This is a genomic window from Arthrobacter saudimassiliensis (genome assembly GCF_059090665.1).
Map to the genome: position 1 here is coordinate 1,304,077 of NZ_JBNHFX010000001.1, position 14,411 is coordinate 1,318,487.

At 69.7% G+C, this 14,411-nt stretch carries 14 protein-coding genes and 1 tRNA gene; 6 read left to right on the forward strand and 9 right to left on the reverse strand.

The window, feature by feature from the left end:
- Nucleotides 1–227 precede the first annotated feature (227 nt).
- From AC5RV6_RS06080 to AC5RV6_RS06090, 3 genes are read left to right on the forward strand one after another with little or no spacing between them, the layout of a single operon-like run.
- Nucleotides 228–935, forward strand: coding sequence for a class E sortase (locus AC5RV6_RS06080; protein WP_494006636.1), 708 nt, complete (start codon nt 228–230; stop codon nt 933–935).
- A gap of 16 nt (nt 936–951) precedes the next feature.
- Nucleotides 952–1,122: a hypothetical protein gene (locus AC5RV6_RS06085; protein ID WP_494006374.1), complete on the forward strand. Its 171-nt coding sequence runs from the start codon at nt 952–954 to the stop codon at nt 1,120–1,122.
- Nucleotides 1,119–1,790, forward strand: a complete 672-nt coding sequence (locus AC5RV6_RS06090) for an anthranilate synthase component II (RefSeq protein ID WP_494006637.1) — start codon at nt 1,119–1,121, stop codon at nt 1,788–1,790. The genes AC5RV6_RS06085 and AC5RV6_RS06090 overlap by 4 nt, the downstream gene beginning before the upstream one ends.
- Nucleotides 1,791–1,837: 47 nt before the next feature.
- Here AC5RV6_RS06090 and pknB read toward each other — a convergent pair whose 3' ends face one another.
- From pknB to AC5RV6_RS06125, 7 genes are read right to left on the reverse strand one after another with little or no spacing between them, the layout of a single operon-like run.
- Nucleotides 1,838–3,715, reverse strand: coding sequence for a Stk1 family PASTA domain-containing Ser/Thr kinase (pknB, locus tag AC5RV6_RS06095; protein ID WP_494006375.1), 1,878 nt, complete (start codon nt 3,713–3,715; stop codon nt 1,838–1,840).
- Nucleotides 3,712–5,481 (reverse strand): protein kinase domain-containing protein, encoded by a 1,770-nt coding sequence (locus AC5RV6_RS06100; protein ID WP_494006376.1) that lies wholly within the window; start codon nt 5,479–5,481, stop codon nt 3,712–3,714. The genes pknB and AC5RV6_RS06100 overlap by 4 nt, the downstream gene beginning before the upstream one ends.
- Nucleotides 5,478–6,923, reverse strand: coding sequence for a peptidoglycan D,D-transpeptidase FtsI family protein (locus AC5RV6_RS06105; protein WP_494006377.1), 1,446 nt, complete (start codon nt 6,921–6,923; stop codon nt 5,478–5,480). Before AC5RV6_RS06105 ends, AC5RV6_RS06100 begins: the two co-directional genes overlap by 4 nt.
- Nucleotides 6,920–8,338, reverse strand: coding sequence for an FtsW/RodA/SpoVE family cell cycle protein (locus AC5RV6_RS06110; RefSeq protein ID WP_494006378.1), 1,419 nt, complete (start codon nt 8,336–8,338; stop codon nt 6,920–6,922). Before AC5RV6_RS06110 ends, AC5RV6_RS06105 begins: the two co-directional genes overlap by 4 nt.
- On the reverse strand, nt 8,338–9,966 hold the full coding sequence (locus AC5RV6_RS06115) for a PP2C family protein-serine/threonine phosphatase (protein WP_494006379.1): 1,629 nt from the start codon (nt 9,964–9,966) through the stop codon (nt 8,338–8,340). Before AC5RV6_RS06115 ends, AC5RV6_RS06110 begins: the two co-directional genes overlap by 1 nt.
- A complete protein-coding gene (locus AC5RV6_RS06120) occupies nt 9,963–10,445 on the reverse strand; it encodes an FHA domain-containing protein FhaB/FipA (protein ID WP_494006380.1) in 483 nt (160 codons plus the stop codon). Before AC5RV6_RS06120 ends, AC5RV6_RS06115 begins: the two co-directional genes overlap by 4 nt.
- Nucleotides 10,445–11,182 (reverse strand): FHA domain-containing protein, encoded by a 738-nt coding sequence (locus AC5RV6_RS06125; protein WP_494006381.1) that lies wholly within the window; start codon nt 11,180–11,182, stop codon nt 10,445–10,447. Before AC5RV6_RS06125 ends, AC5RV6_RS06120 begins: the two co-directional genes overlap by 1 nt.
- Before the next feature lie 398 nt (nt 11,183–11,580).
- Here AC5RV6_RS06125 and AC5RV6_RS06130 point away from each other — a divergent pair.
- Nucleotides 11,581–11,666: transfer RNA gene (locus tag AC5RV6_RS06130), tRNA-Leu, on the forward strand.
- A 152-nt stretch (nt 11,667–11,818) separates the two neighbouring features.
- On the opposite strand, the gene AC5RV6_RS06135 is transcribed toward AC5RV6_RS06130, so the two are convergent.
- Entirely contained in the window at nt 11,819–12,229 is a 411-nt protein-coding gene (locus AC5RV6_RS06135) for a DUF5997 family protein (protein ID WP_494006382.1), read from the reverse strand.
- A gap of 99 nt (nt 12,230–12,328) precedes the next feature.
- Here AC5RV6_RS06135 and AC5RV6_RS06140 point away from each other — a divergent pair, with 99 nt between their 5' ends.
- Nucleotides 12,329–13,090, forward strand: a complete 762-nt coding sequence (locus AC5RV6_RS06140; protein ID WP_494006383.1) for a LysR substrate-binding domain-containing protein — start codon at nt 12,329–12,331, stop codon at nt 13,088–13,090.
- Nucleotides 13,091–13,173: 83 nt separating this feature from the next.
- On the forward strand, nt 13,174–13,551 hold the full coding sequence (locus tag AC5RV6_RS06145) for a VOC family protein (protein WP_494006384.1): 378 nt from the start codon (nt 13,174–13,176) through the stop codon (nt 13,549–13,551).
- Here the strand turns inward: AC5RV6_RS06145 and AC5RV6_RS06150 are convergent, their stop codons facing one another.
- Nucleotides 13,552–14,325, reverse strand: a complete 774-nt coding sequence (locus tag AC5RV6_RS06150; RefSeq protein WP_494006385.1) for a metal-dependent hydrolase — start codon at nt 14,323–14,325, stop codon at nt 13,552–13,554.
- Nucleotides 14,326–14,411: the final 86 nt, after the last annotated feature.

Below are 14,411 nucleotides of genomic sequence, written 5' to 3' on the forward strand. Positions count from 1 at the left end.
CGTTGCGGGCGAAACGGCTTTGCCGGAAGTGCCGCGCCGGAAGCTATCCTTGCAGGGGGCGACGCTGAAGCCGTAACGCTTCGTTTATCCTAGCGAATCCGCGCCCGCCCAGGGTCACCATCCCGAGAGCAGCCCGGTGCGCCGGGAAGGAGGGGGTGCGCGTGAGCGCCACCAGCACGGGCCGCCGCACGGCTGCCCGGCCGAAGCCCAGGCGCAGCCTTGCCGGAATGGCCGTCCAGGCCGTGGGGGAGCTGCTGATCACCGCCGGAATCCTCCTGGTGCTGTTTGTCGTCTGGCAGCTGTGGTGGACCAACATCGACTCCAACCGGCAGCAGGCCGACGCCGTGAGCGGGCTTGTCGAGCAGTTCGAGGTGCCGCTTGACCCGGCGCCGGCACCTGCCGGGGACCGGGAGCCGCAGGTTTCCGATCCCGTTGCAGCGGGCACCACCTTCGGCATTGTCTACATTCCGCGGTTCGGGGAGGACTACGCGCGGCCGTTGACCTCCGGCGTGGGCGGCGACGTGCTCGACAACCTGGGCCTGGGCCACTATCCGGACACCGCCATGCCCGGAGCGGTGGGAAACGTCGCCCTCGCCGGCCACCGGCAGACCCACGGCCAGGTACTGGACGCCATCCACACGCTGGTGCCCGGCGACAGCATCTATGTCCAGACCGCCGAGGGCTATTACCGCTACGTGTACCGCAACAGCGAGATCGTCATGCCGGACCGGGTGGACGTGATCGCTCCGGTCCCGACCCGGCCGCAGGCAGAGCCGGTGGAACGGCTGTTGACGCTTACCTCCTGCAACCCCAGATTCGGTTCCCAGGAACGCATCATCGCCTATGCCGCGCTCGACTCCTGGCAGCCGCTGCAGGACGGGCCGCCGCAGGAAATTGCCGATCAGGTGGCGCGGGTCGCCGGCCGGGCCGGCTGAGGAACGGAGAGTTAAGATGTACGGATGGATTTTCCGGCGCCTGCCGGGCCCGCTGTGGGTGCGGATCCTGACGGCCGTCCTGCTGGCGGCCGCGGCCGTGCTGGCCCTGATGACCTATGTCTTTCCCTGGCTGGCCGAGTTCAGCTTCCTCAGTCCGTTTACCGATTCCACCATTGAAGGTTCCTGATCATGACCCGCATCCTCGTCGTCGACAACTACGACAGCTTCGTCTACACCCTGGTGGGCTACCTGCAGGAGCTGGGTGCCGAAACCACCGTGATCCGCAACGATGAGCTGGGCGCAGCCGACGTCCTGCAGCTGGCCGGCCGGCACGACGGCGTCCTGGTCTCTCCCGGTCCCGGCGCTCCCGGCGAGGCCGGGGTCTGCATCGAGCTGATCCGCTGGTGCGGTCAGGTCGGCAAGCCGATGCTGGGGATCTGCCTGGGCCACCAGGCGCTGGCCGAGGCCTACGGCGGCACGGTCACCCATGCCGAGGAGCTGATGCACGGCAAGACCTCGCAGGTCGAACACGCCGGCGCCGACGTCTTCCAGGGCCTGCCGTCGCCGCTGACCGCCACCCGCTACCACTCGCTGGCCGCCGTCGCCGACAGCGTGCCGGCCGACCTCGAAGTGACCGCCCGGACCCCCAGCGGGATCATCATGGGGCTGCGCCACCGCACGGCGCCCCTGTCGGGCGTCCAGTTCCATCCGGAGTCGGTGCTCACGGAGGGCGGCTACCAGATGCTCGGCACCTGGCTGGAGTCCCTGGGCCTGGCTGGAGCAGCGGAGCGGGCCGCGGGCCTGAGCCCCCTGATGTCCACCGAGGCGGAGCGGGCCGGCCTCCGAAACGGTTGAGCGCCCCGCCGGATCACCGGGAGGCGCTCAGCCGCGAACGGATCGGGTCAGTCGTCGTCGCCGCGCTCGGTGGCGCTCGGGCTGGGGCTGGGTGACGGGGTCACCGGCGCCTTGGCCACGGTCAGGGAGATGCTGCTGCCCTGGGGGACATCGGTTCCCGCCGCCACGGACTGGTCGACGACCGTGCCGGCCGGCACCTCGGCGTTCTCCACCTCGCTGATGGTGACGGTGAGCTGGTATGCGGTGTTCGCCAGCACCTCCTCGGCCTGCGCGCGGCTCATGCCGACCAGGTCCGGAAGGGTGACCTGGCCCGTGGAGAGCACCAGATCGACGGTGGAGCCGGTCGCGACGGAGGTGCCGGGCTCCGGGCCGCTGGAAAGGACCCGGCTCTCGGGAACCGAAGCGCTGTTGGCCGTGGTGGTCGTTCCGCCCTGCAGGCCCAGGCTGCGCAGGACATCCCGCGCCTGGGGCTCGGTCATCCCGATCAGGTCCTCCGGGATCGTCACCTCCGCCGGGCCCTGGGAGATCAGCAGCGTGATCCGCCCGTCCAGGGGCGTGTCCGTGCCGCCGCCGGGCTTGGTGCCGATTGCGTAGCCGCTTTCCACCGTGTCGTGGTAGTCCTGCTCAATCATGGGCGCATTGAACCCGGCACCGGTGATGGCGTTCTGTGCGTCCGTCTGGCTCATGCCGGCGACGTCGGGCACGACGGCGGTCGTGGCCTCCGGCTCGGCGGAGGTCAGCAGGTTGTAGATCAGGACGCCCGCCGCCGTCAGCAGCAGGGCCAGCAGCACCAGCAGGGTGGTGACCCAGGCCCGCCGCCGGTCACGGCGCTGCGGATCGCGGTCCCGGGTGGCTGTCACGGCACGCGCGCCGCCGCCCCGGGAGCCGTCGTCGTCGGCGTCGGCGGCCGGGGACTGGCTGGTCAGCGGTCCGCCGGCCATGACCCTGGCCATCGCCCGGGTCTGCGGTTCCTCCGCAGCCTCCGGGACGGGCTGGGCCGGGGCGACGGCGATCGCCTCGGTGGCCGCGGTCATCGGCTCCTCGCCGCGGGCCGCAGCCTCGAGGGCCAGGCTGAACTCGCGGGCGTCCTGGAACCGGTCGTTGCGGTCCTTGGCCAGCGCGCGGAGCAGGATCCGGTCCAGCTGGGCGGAGATGCCCGGCTTCAGGGAGCTGGGCACCGGAGGCTGTTCGCGGACGTGCTGGTAGGCCACCGAGACCGGGCTGTCACCGATGAACGGCGGGCGCCCGGTGAGCATCTCGTACAGCAGGCAGCCGGCGGAGTAGAGGTCGCTGCGCGCGTCCACGGTCTCGCCGCGGGCCTGTTCGGGGGAGAGGTACTGTGCGGTGCCGATGACGGCCTGGGTCTGCGTCATGGTGGCGGCGGAGTCCGCAATGGCGCGGGCGATGCCGAAGTCCATGACCTTGACCTGGCCGTGCGGGCTGACCATGACATTGGCGGGCTTTATGTCGCGGTGGACGATTCCCGCCCGGTGGCTGTACTCCAGCGCGGACAGCACGCCGAGCATGTAGCCGACCGCGTCCCGGGGCGTGATGTCCCCGGCCTTGATCAGGTCCCGCAGGGTCTGCCCGGCCACGTACTCCATGACGATGAACGGCAGCCGGATGTCGTCCGGACCGGCGTTGTCGGCCACCTCGTCACCCGTGTCGTACACGGAGACGATCGCCTGGTGGTTCAGGCCGGCCACGGCCTGCGCCTCGCGCCGGAAGCGGGACTGGAACAGGGGGTCCCGCGCCAGGTCCGGGCGCAGCACCTTGATGGCCACCGTCCGGCCCAGCCGGACGTCCCGGCCCAGGTAGACGTCCGCCATGCCGCCGCGCCCGATCAGCTCACTGACCTCGTAGCGCCCGTTCAGCACCCGGTCGGCCTTCATGGTGGGCTGACGGTATCCGTAGTCTTCGGTCATGGCGTACTGCCGTCATTGGGTTCGGACTGCTGGGCCGGCTGGGTCGGCTGCGTCGGCGACGGCTGGGGCGCGCTGGTCTCCCGCGGGCCGGACGAGACGAAGTAGGTCACGTTGCTGCCGGCTTCGACGCTCTGGTTCGCCGCCGGGGAGGTGCGGATGACGGTTCCGGCCGGCTGGTCGGAAGTCTCGGTGCCGCCGTTGATCGGCACCAGTCCGGCCTCGCCGATGGCAGCCTGGGCCTCGACCTCGCTGAGCCCGACGACGCTGGGCACGGTGGCCAGCTCGGGGCCGGAGGAAACGATGACGGTGACGACGTCGCCGCGGTTCAGGACGCCTTCGGGGCGCACATCCATGACGATGCCCTCAGCCACCGTGGACGAGGGCACGCGCTGGGCATCGACCTGCAGGCCCAGGTTGGTCAGCTCGGCGGCCACCTCGTTGATGTTGCGGCCGGTGTAGCCGGCAGCGCTGACGGTCACCTCGTTGGCGTCCTCGCTGGGCGTGGTCTCCTCGGGCGAGGGGCTCGACGGCGCCGCGCTGGGGCTGGTCGCGGCCGGGCTGCTGGGAGCGGGATCGTTGTCCGTGTCCGCGGTGTTCGAGGCCAGGGCAAGCCAGGTGACGAGCCCGCCCAGCAGCAGCACGAGCACCACGATCAGCGGAATCAGCCAGCGCCGGCTGCGCCCGTCCTGACGGTCATCCTGCTCGGGCGGCAGGGCGCCGTCGTCGTCGATCTCCTCGTCGGTCCACTCGCGGGACGCTTCCAGGCTGCCGGTGTCGGCGGCCACCGACGCCCCGGCCACGGTGGGCAGGGCGGACGTGGACGGCGCGGCGGAGCCGACCACCTGGGTGGCCGAGGTGCCGGTGGTGGGCACGGGAGCGGTCACGGCTCCGCTGTCGGCGGCGCCAAAGGCCAGCATTCCGGGCACGGCGGCCTGCGCAGCGGCGATGTCGCCGCGCCGGATGGCCGCGACAGCCTTGGCGAGGGCGGCGGCGTCGGCCGGGCGGTCGGCCGGGTCCTTGGCCAGCATCGACATGATCAGGGCGCGCACGGGCGCGGGGATGGTGTCGGGAAGCGGCGGCGGGGTGTCGTTGACCTGGGCCAGGGCAATGGCGATCTGCGATTCGCCGCTGAACGGGCGGGTGCCCGCCAGCAGCTCATAACCGATCACGCCAAGGGCATAGATGTCGCTGGACCCGGTGGCCTGCTGGCCCGTGGCCTGCTCCGGGGCCAGGTACTGGGCGGTGCCCATGACCTGACCGGTCGCGGTCAGCGGCACCTGGTCGGCCAGGCGGGCGATGCCGAAGTCGGTGATCTTCACCCTGCCGTCCGGAAGGATCAGCAGGTTGCCCGGCTTCACGTCCCGGTGGACCAGCCCGCGCTCATGGGCGGTCTGCAGGGCGGCAGCGGTCTGCTCGATGATGGAGAGCGTGCGGTCCGGGGACAGCACCCGTTCACGTTCGATGATCGTCGACAGCGGCAGACCCGGCACGAGCTCCATCACCAGATAGGCCGAGCCCTCCTCTTCGCCGTAGTCGTAGACGTTGGCGATGCCTTCGTGGTTGAGCAGGGCGGTGTGCCGCGCCTCCGCGCGGAACCGGTTCAGGAACCCGGGGTCACCCGTGTACTCCTCCTTGAGGATCTTGATGGCGACGATGCGGCCGAGGACCTGGTCGCGGGCCTTCCAGACCTCGCCCATGCCGCCGATCGCGATCCGCTCGGTCAGCTGGAACCTGCCGCCTAAGGTGATACCCGATGTAGGCCTCACTTGTTCAACACCGCCTCTAGGAGTTTTTGAGCGCTTGGAGTAGTCAGTTGTGCACCGGTGGCCAGGTCGACGTCCTCCATGACGACGGCGATGGCCACCTGCGGGTCGTCCGCCGGGGCGAAGCCGGTGAACCAGGCGTTGTCGCCGCGGCCTTCGACCTCGGCGGTGCCGGTCTTGCCGGCGACCGTGAAGCCGGGAACCTGGGCGGAGGTCGCAGTGCCCCGCTCAACCACGTCCACCATCCACTCGGTGAGCTGCCGGGCAGTCTCCGGGCTCACCGAGGTGTTGAGGACCTCGGGGTCCGGCTCTTCGATGACGGAGAGGTCGGAGGCACGCACGGTGCGGATGAGGTTCGGCTTCATCTGCACGCCGTTGTTGGCGATCGCGGAGGAGATCATCGCGACCTCCAGCGGCGTGGCGGTCACGCTGCCCTGGCCGATCGAGGACAGCGCCAGCTGCGCCTGGTCCTGCTCGGCGGGGAAGTGGCTGGCCTCGACGCGGGTCGGAATGTTGATGGAGGTGTCGAAGCCGAACAGCTTGGCCTGCTCGGCGAGGGCGCCCTCGCCCAGCTCCCAGGCCATCTGCGCGAAGACCGTGTTGCAGGACTGCTCCAGGGCGAACTGCAGGTCGGCCTCGGTCCGGCTGGCGCAGGCGCCGTTGACGAAGTTCGGCAGGGCGATGTTGGTACCGGGCAGCGGGAGTTCCTGCGGATTGGGAATCACCGAATCCGCGTCATAGCTGCCCGACTCCAGCCCGGCGGCCGCGACCACCAGCTTGAAGACGGACCCGGGGGCCAGCAGGGACTGCGTGGCGGGGTTGAGATAGGGGGAGAGGCCCGGAACCGCCAGCAGTTCGTCCATGTTCTGCGTCACGACGCCGGTGTCGTGCCCGGCCAGCAGGTTGGTGTCGTAGGAGGGCTTGGAGACCATCGCCAGGATGTCGCCGGTCTTCGGATCAAGCATGACGATGGATCCGCGCTGCCCGTCCGGAATCAGGTCATAGGCCATCTGCTGCAGCTGCGGATCGATGGTCAGCTCCACGGAGGCGCCCTGCGCCTCGCCGCCGGTGAACAGCTGGACCAGCCGCTCGTAGAACTGCTCATTGCTGGTGCCGGCCAGATAGTCGTTCATGGCGCTCTCCAGCTGCGTGTTGCCGTGGGCCAGCGAGAAGTAGCCGGTCAGATGCGAATACAGCTCGGGGGAGTTGTACACCCGCTGGAACTTGAACTCGTCGTCGGAGGGCACCGACTCGGCCACGGGGACGCCTTCAACAAGGATGGAGCCCCGGTCCCGGCCGAAGTCCTGGTACACGCCGCGGCTGTTGTAGGGGGTCATTTCCCCCAGCTCCTCGGCGGCGAAGAACTGCACATAGGTCAGCGACCCGAGGACGAGGACGAACATTGCCAGGGCGACGACCCAGCTGTTGCGGATTGCCTGGTTCATGCCCGGTCTGCCTCCCTTGCTTCCTGAGTGCGCGGCCGGGCCAGTGCCGGCGTGCCGGCGCCGGGCAGCGCCGGGACCATTTCGGAGTCGAGGGGCCCGGACACCGCCGGCCGCCGCGAGGCCTCGGAGATCAGCAGCAGCAGGGCCACGATGATCCAGTTCGCCAGCAGGGACGACCCGCCGGCGGACATGAAGGGCGTGGTGAGGCCGGTCAGCGGGATCAGCCGGGTCACGCCGCCGATGACGACGAAGCACTGCAGGGCGATCGTGAAGGACAGGCCGCAGGCCAGCAGCTTGCCGAATCCGTCGCGGGTTCCCAGGGCGGCGCGGAAGCCGCGGGAGACCAGCAGCACGTACATCAGCACGATGGCGAACAGGCCGATCATGCCAAGCTCCTCGCCCAGCGCGGCGATGATCATGTCAGAGTTTGCGTAGGTGACCAGGTCCGGGCGGCCTTCGCCCAGCCCGGTGCCGGTCAGCCCGCCGCTGGCCAGGCCGAAGAGGCCCTGGACGACCTGCCAGCTGCCGCCCGGCCGCTCGATGACCTCGGGATCGAAGGCGTTGATCCATCCGTCAATGCGCAGAGCGACGTGGCTGAAGAGCTGCATGGCGACCAGGCCGCCGACGGCCACCAGGCTGAGCCCGATGAGCACCCAGCTGACGCGGCTGGTTGCGACGTAGATCATGGCCATGAACAGGCCGAAGAAGAGGATGGAGGACCCGAGGTCGCGCTGGAACACGAGGACGCCGATGCTGACCAGCCAGGCCACCACCATGGGGCCCATGTCCTTGAACCGCGGCAGCTGGAGCGGCCCGACCTTGCGGCCGGCCAGCAGGATCAGGTCCCGGTTGGTGGAGAGATACCCGGCGAAGAAGATGGCCAGGGTGATCTTGGCGATTTCACCGGGCTGGAAGGTACCGAAGCCGAGGCTGATCCAGATCCGGGCGCCGTTGATCTCCACGCCGAGCGGAGTCAGCGGCAGCAGCAGCAGGACGGCGCTGACGATCAGCGAGATGTAGGTGAACCTCCGCAGGATGCGGTGGTCCCGCAGGACAAACAGCACCACGATGGACGCGGCCACTGCGAGGGTGGTCCAGAGCAGCTGGCGGTCCGCCGCGGTGTCCCCGGACACAAGGTCCAGCCGGTGGATCATGGCCAGTCCGATGCCGTTCAGCGCGGTCACCAGCGGAAGTATTACCGGGTCGGCATATTTTGCCCGGAAGCGCAGCACGATGTGGAAGACCACCACGAGGCCGCCGAGCGTACCCGCCTGGAGCCAGAAGTCCCGGCTGAAGCTGCCTTCCTGGTCAACTGTGACCAGGAAGTTGGCGCCCACGCCCACGGCGAGGGCGACGAGCAGCAGGAGGGCCTCGATGTTGCGCCTCGGCTTCGGAGCGGTCAGGAGATCGGACATTACTGCTGCCCCTCACACTGGTCGGCGGCGCCGGCGTCCGGGGAAGGCTGCGCTTCGGCGTCCTCCGGTGCCCGGCTGGGGGAGGCGGACGCCGGGGCGGAGGCCTCGGCACGGTTGTCCTCCGCCCCGCCCTCGGCGGGCGGGCAGGCCAGGGCCGCACGGGCCGTGCCGCGGAGCTCTTCGACGATCTGTTCGGCGTGTTCCAGGTCCCTGGCGGGCAGGGTCCGCTCCACCCGGTCACGGGAGTACTCGGGCAGGCTGTCCACGGTGATGTCGGAGACCTCGGAGACATGGCTCAGCTTGATCGGCCCGACGGTCTGGGACACCCCGTTGAAGATCGCCACGCGGTTGTCCTGCGACCCCACGTAGTAGCGGGTCTGGGTCCAGGCGTAGCCCACCCAAAGCACGCCGGCGAGCAGGACGGCCAGCACGGTGAGGATCGCCGGTATCAGCCAGCGTGGCCGGCGGCGCCGTGGTGCTGCCGGCTCCTGCTCCGTCTCCGACTCCGGCTTGTGCATCAGCATGCGGGCGGCGCGGCGGTCGGCGGACTGGCGCGCAACGATGGGAATCTGGCCGGTTTCGGTGGCCAGCGCGGCCGCTCCCACCAGGACGTGCGGACGGGACTGCAGGTCCTGGCGGATCAGGGCGACCCGTGCCGCCTCGGCGGCGGCGTCATCCTCGGCGCTGTCGCCGCCGTCACCGGCAGCCTCGCCCCGGGCATCGTCGGCGTCGTCCTCGGAGGCCGTCCGGGCCCGGGCGGCGGGCTGCCAGTCAATGTCCCCGGGCGCTGCCTCACGTGCCGCAGCGGGGCCGGCGGCGGGATGTGCTCCGCCCGGAGCCGGCGCGTCGGGGGCATGGCCGGCGTAGGCAGCGGCGACGGCCGCTGCTTCGGCTTCGGACTCCGGCACCGGCTCGATGACGGCGACGGTCACGTTGTCGGGGGAGCCGCCGGCAAGGGTCAGCTCGACCAGGGTGTCGCAGCATTCCTGCAGGTCCGGAGTCGACCGGACCACCGCTTCGATCTCCTCCTCGCGCAGGACGGCGGTCAGCCCGTCGGAGCAGAGCAGCCATTTTTCGCCGGGGACGACGTCGAAGGTTGCCAGATCGAGTTCGGGGCTCGCGTCGACGTCGCCCAGGACACGCATGAGGACGTTCTTGTGCGGGTGGATCTCCGCTTCCTCCGGGCGGAGCCGGCCCTCGTCGATGAGGCGCTGCACGAACGTGTGGTCGATGCTGATCTGTTCGAAAACCCCGTCGCGCAGCCGGTAGGCCCGGGAATCGCCGATGTGGGCGAAGGCGAAGCTGTTGCCGTGCAGCAGCAGGGCCGTGACGGTCGTGCCCATGCCGGAGAGCTGGGGGCTGGTGGTGACGAGCTCGGACAGCAGCGAGTTTGCGGCCTGGATCTCGTCGGCCAGGACGGTCAGGGGCTGACCGTCCTGCTCCGGGCGGTCGAGATGCACCAGGTCCAGGACGGTGGAGGCGGAGGCCACGTTGCCGCCGGCGTGCCCGCCCATGCCGTCGGCCACGACGGCCAGGTAGCGGCCGGCGTAAGCGGAATCGTCGTTCTTGGTACGGACCATGCCCACGTCGGAGCGCGCGGCGTACCTGAGGACCATACCCATGGTCATGGCCTCAATTCGATGACCGTCTTACCGATCCGGATCGGGACGCCGGGTTCCACGGGCTGTGCCCGGGTGAGCTGGTTTTCGCCGAGGAACGTGCCGTTGGTGGAGCCCAGGTCCTCGATGAACCACCGGCTGCCCTGCGGGAAGAGCCGGGCGTGCCGGCCCGAGGCATAGTCGTCCTCCAGGACCAACGTGGCCTCCTGGGCGCGGCCGAGCAGGATGGGGCTCGCCGCCAGGTCAAGCGAGGTGCCGCGCAGCGGGCCTTCGGTCACCACCAGGCGGGTCGGCGCCGTCCTTGGTGCCGGTGCCTGCGCCTGCAGCTCGGGGTTGCGGCGCAGCTGACGGGCACTCGGCGCCGCGGTGCGGTTGCGGGCGCCGACGACAAGGTCACGCCGGATCGCAGCCACCACGGACAGCACCAGGATCCAGAGCAACAGCAGGAAGCCATAGCGGAGCAGCGTGACCGTCAGTTCATCAAGCACTAGTGTCCCCCGGTCGGTACAGGAAGCAGCCGAAACGTGATGCGGGTGCGGCCCATGGTGATGACCGCGCCGTCCTCCAGCCGGACCTCGCCGCGGATTCGCTGGCCGTTCACGTAACTGCCGTTGGTGGATCCGAGGTCCACGGCGCGGATCGTCCCGCCGCCGGCCCTGATTTCCAGATGCCGCCGGGAGGCTCCCGTGTCGTCGACCATAATGTCGGCCTCGGAGGAACGGCCCAGGACCACCGACGATGCATTGATCGAATAGCGCTGCCCGTTGATGTCCAGCACCGGCTGCATCCTGGCCGGACTCTGCCGGGGCGCCGGCGGGGAGGGGCGGTGCGGAGGCGTTGCCGCAGCCCGGGTGGACTTTTCCGAGGAGGAATCGATCTCCATGCTGCCGCCCCGCAGCGAGGAATCACGGGTGAAGGACACCCGGACCGGGCCCTGCAGCGTGTAGGACTGGCTGCGGGCATGCTTGATGATGACGTCGCACAGCTCCTCCGCCAGCGGCGCGCCCCATTCCTGGGCCCGCGAGAAATCGGAGTCGGCGAGGCGGATCGTGAAGACGTTGGGGGCGAGGGCGCGGCCCTGGCTCACCGTGTAGGAGCGCTCATCCAGCTCCCGGCGCAAAGCGGTGGCCAGTTCCAGCGGTTCCACCCGGCCGGATGATCCGGTGGAGAAGGCGCTGCGGACGACCCGTTCAATGCCGCGCTCAACGTTGTCGAGCAAGCCCATGTTCGCCTCCTTCCACAATCCTCACAGCTGATGGATGCCGGCCCGCCGCTCCGCCTCAAGCGGAGGCGGCGCAGGTCCGGCACTGGTACACCTATTCCGATACTACTGGGGTCCGCGCTCACGTGTCTCAACAAGGTACCGCCGAAACCGGCACTGCCCTTGACGCCGCGCCTGCTCTCCTGTCCGCGGAAACGGGCTCCGCCAAGCGCCTCTCCGGCGCCGGGAAGGCTCGTTGAGCCCCTTGTCGGAAGGGGTTTTGGGCTCGTTTAGGCGTTTCGGAAAAAGTTCTGTATGCTTGATTCTGCTGTTCCCGAGGAAACGGAAACGCAGAGGTTCGACCAGTCGGCTGATATCCGGCAGGGAGACCGATTGCACATCGTAGCCGCGGGAGTTCACTTGCGCGAGTGGCGGAACGGCAGACGCGCTGGCTTCAGGTGCCAGTGTCCGAAAGGGCGTGGGGGTTCAAATCCCCCCTCGCGCACCAACAGGGAATCACCCCGGCTTCGGCCGGGGTGATTTTTTTATGTCCGGCCGTCTCACGGTGCCGCGCCAGCTCGGCGGTACCGTGCCGGTCTGCGGACCCCGGCGGCACCGTGCGGGTCCGGGACGGGGCGGTGCGCCGTCCCGGACAGCCGGTCAGCGTCCGGGTGCCTGCTTCTTCCGGTCCGTGGCATCCTGAGCGGCCTTCTCCCGCAGGCGGCGCTCTTCTTCACGCACGGCAGCGAAGGTGGCACGCTCTTCGACCAGCCATGCCGGCGGATCCGCCAGCAGTGCCTTGATCTGCTCCGTGGTCAGGGCCTCGGTGATGCCGCCGCGGGTCAGTCCGCTGATCGACACGTTCAGCTTGCGGGCGACCTCGGGCCGGGGGTGCGGGCCGTTGCGGCGCAGCTCGGTGAGCCACTCGGGCGGGTCGGACTGCAGGGCCAGGAACTGCTCACGGGTGAGCGGGCTGTCCTGGAAGTCTGCGGGTGCGGCGGGCAGGTAGATGCCCAGTTTCTTGGCGGCCGTTGCCGGTTTCATGGCCGGCTGGCTCTTGGAGGAACTCATACGGCAAGGGTATCGGGCGCGGGACCGGCCGTGCTCCGGCGGGTTCCCCCTTTGTCCGGGACGGCGGGAGACAGGGCGCCGGTGTGGGAAAGTTGACGGGTGGCCGCCAAGACTGAATCAGATCCCGCCGCGCTCCGCGTGGCCTACGTTCCGGGAGTGACCCCGGGCAAATGGTTGGGCCGCTGGCGGGAGCGCTCGGACCGTCCCCTTGACGCGTTCCAGGCCGAGGAAACGGCAGCGGAGGCCATGCTGCGCAGCGGCGGGGCGCACCTTGCCTTCCTGCGTTTCCCGGCGGAAGGATATGCCCGGCCCGGGGGACTTAGCGCCGTACCTCTTTATGTGGAGCAGCCGGTGGTGGTTGCCCCCCGTGACCATGAACTCTCCCTGTTCGATGAACTCGACCTCGCCGCGCTGGCCGGGGAAACACTGCTGGACCCGGCGGAGATGGGCGGCGCGGGCCCGGGGATCGAAGTGGTGGCCTCGGGTGCCGGCCTGATGCTGCTGCCCATGTCGGTGGCCCGCCTGCACGCCCGGCGGGACGTGGTGGCACGGCCGGTGCGCGACGCCGCGGCCACCCGTATCGTCCTGGCCTGGCCCGAGGACGCCGACAGCGACGATATCCAGGAATTTGTTGGGGTGGTCCGCGGGCGCACCGCCAACAGTTCCCGCCAGCCCTCGGCGGAGGCTCCACGCAGCGGTAAGAGCACTGATAAGAGCACTGATAAGAGCACTGCCAAGGGCACCGGCGCCAAGAGCAGGGGAAAGGGCACGGGGACAGCCGCAGGCCCCCGGTCGGGCCGCGGTGCCGGGCGGGGCGGGCGGGGCTCGGGAGGAGCGACGCCCCGGCGTCGGGGGCGATGAACCGCAGCCCCTCCGCGTGGTGAAGTCACCGGAACGCCCTGGTGCGGCGCGGATTTGGGGACGGTGTTGGGTAACGTGTGCCCATGCGAATCAAGATGAGCAGCATCCACGTCACGGATCCGGCGGCCGCCTTTGAGTTCTATACCGGAACGCTGGGCTTCGAACCGCTGATGGTCATGCCGGAGTACAACCTCTTCGTGGTTCGTTCCCCCGAGGAGCCCACAGGTCCGGGACTGCTGCTGGAGCCCAGCGACAACCCGGTCGCCGAGGCGTACCGGAGCGGCCTCTACGCCCTGGGCCTGCCGGCGGTCGTGCTGGGGGTGGACGACCTGGCGGCCGAGGTGGACCGGCTGACGGCCCTGGGCGTGAGGTTCACCGGCGAACCCACCTCCGACGCCCTGGGCACCCAGGCGGTCTTCGACGACGGCTGCGGCAACTACATCCAGCTGCACCAGGACTGACTAGGCTGACAGCCAGATCCGCACTCCGCCGAGGAGGGCATGGACGGTGCCGTAGACGGCGTACAGGCTGACGGGAACCATGAGCATCCACTCGCGCCAGGAGCCTGCCCGCCCGATCAGCGGCAGCGACACGCAGCCGCTGCTGCGCCAGATCCTGTTGATGCCGGGAACGCGCTGCAGGGCCCGGGGCCGCTTGAGCCGAAACGGCCAGAGCAGCATGACTCCCTGGTGCGTCAGCAGGTCCCCCACGATGTGGGCCGCCACGCCGAGTCCGACCGCCAGGGGAAGCCAGACATTGTTCTCCGGGGCGTAGACGGCGACGAACAGTGACAGCGACAGGGCCAGGACCCAGCTGCGGACCGGCCCTCCGGCGATCTTCAGCGCCTTGAGCGCAAAGCCCATCAGGAGCACGGACAGGAGCCCGGCTCCCACCGCGACGCTGCCCAGGACCGGGACATCGGCGGTGATGCGGCCGAGCGCCGCCGCCAGCGCGGTGAACGCGAACACACCGAGCACGGAGTGGGTCCCGCGCCGGTGGCCGCCGCTGAAATGCTCGACCAGCCGGGCCAGGACGGTGGTCACCGGGGGCAGGGCGTGCGCAATCGTTCCGCTGCGGTGGTCGATGTCCGGCAGCAGGGCGGCCCCTGCCGTAAGCAGGGCGCCGCTGACGATGCCCAGCGGATCGACCGGGTACCAGCCAAGGGCAAAGGGGGCGGTGGAGGCAACGGCGACCCAAGCCGCTGCCCCGCTCGCGGCGTGGTGGCCACCCATCATGGTGCGGTGATCCTTCTGACGTACATTGATGCTGTGCCGGGATCGGCACCAGATGATCTTCACATGCGGCACTGACAAAACGGCCG

Excerpts from the sequence above, each read along its gene's own strand:
- AC5RV6_RS06085 (WP_494006374.1), top strand. The coding sequence starts at position 952 with ATGTACGGATGGATTTTCCGGCGCCTGCCGGGCCCGCTGTGGGTGCGG.
- pknB (WP_494006375.1), bottom strand. The coding sequence starts at position 3,715 with ATGACCGAAGACTACGGATACCGTCAGCCCACCATGAAGGCCGACCGG.
- AC5RV6_RS06135 (WP_494006382.1), bottom strand. The coding sequence starts at position 12,229 with ATGAGTTCCTCCAAGAGCCAGCCGGCCATGAAACCGGCAACGGCCGCC.
- AC5RV6_RS06105 (WP_494006377.1), bottom strand. The coding sequence starts at position 6,923 with ATGAACCAGGCAATCCGCAACAGCTGGGTCGTCGCCCTGGCAATGTTC.
- AC5RV6_RS06080 (WP_494006636.1), top strand. The coding sequence starts at position 228 with ATGGCCGTCCAGGCCGTGGGGGAGCTGCTGATCACCGCCGGAATCCTC.
- AC5RV6_RS06125 (WP_494006381.1), bottom strand. The coding sequence starts at position 11,182 with ATGGGCTTGCTCGACAACGTTGAGCGCGGCATTGAACGGGTCGTCCGC.
- AC5RV6_RS06115 (WP_494006379.1), bottom strand. The coding sequence starts at position 9,966 with ATGACCATGGGTATGGTCCTCAGGTACGCCGCGCGCTCCGACGTGGGC.
- AC5RV6_RS06150 (WP_494006385.1), bottom strand. The coding sequence starts at position 14,325 with ATGATGGGTGGCCACCACGCCGCGAGCGGGGCAGCGGCTTGGGTCGCC.
- AC5RV6_RS06145 (WP_494006384.1), top strand. The coding sequence starts at position 13,174 with ATGCGAATCAAGATGAGCAGCATCCACGTCACGGATCCGGCGGCCGCC.
- AC5RV6_RS06110 (WP_494006378.1), bottom strand. The coding sequence starts at position 8,338 with ATGTCCGATCTCCTGACCGCTCCGAAGCCGAGGCGCAACATCGAGGCC.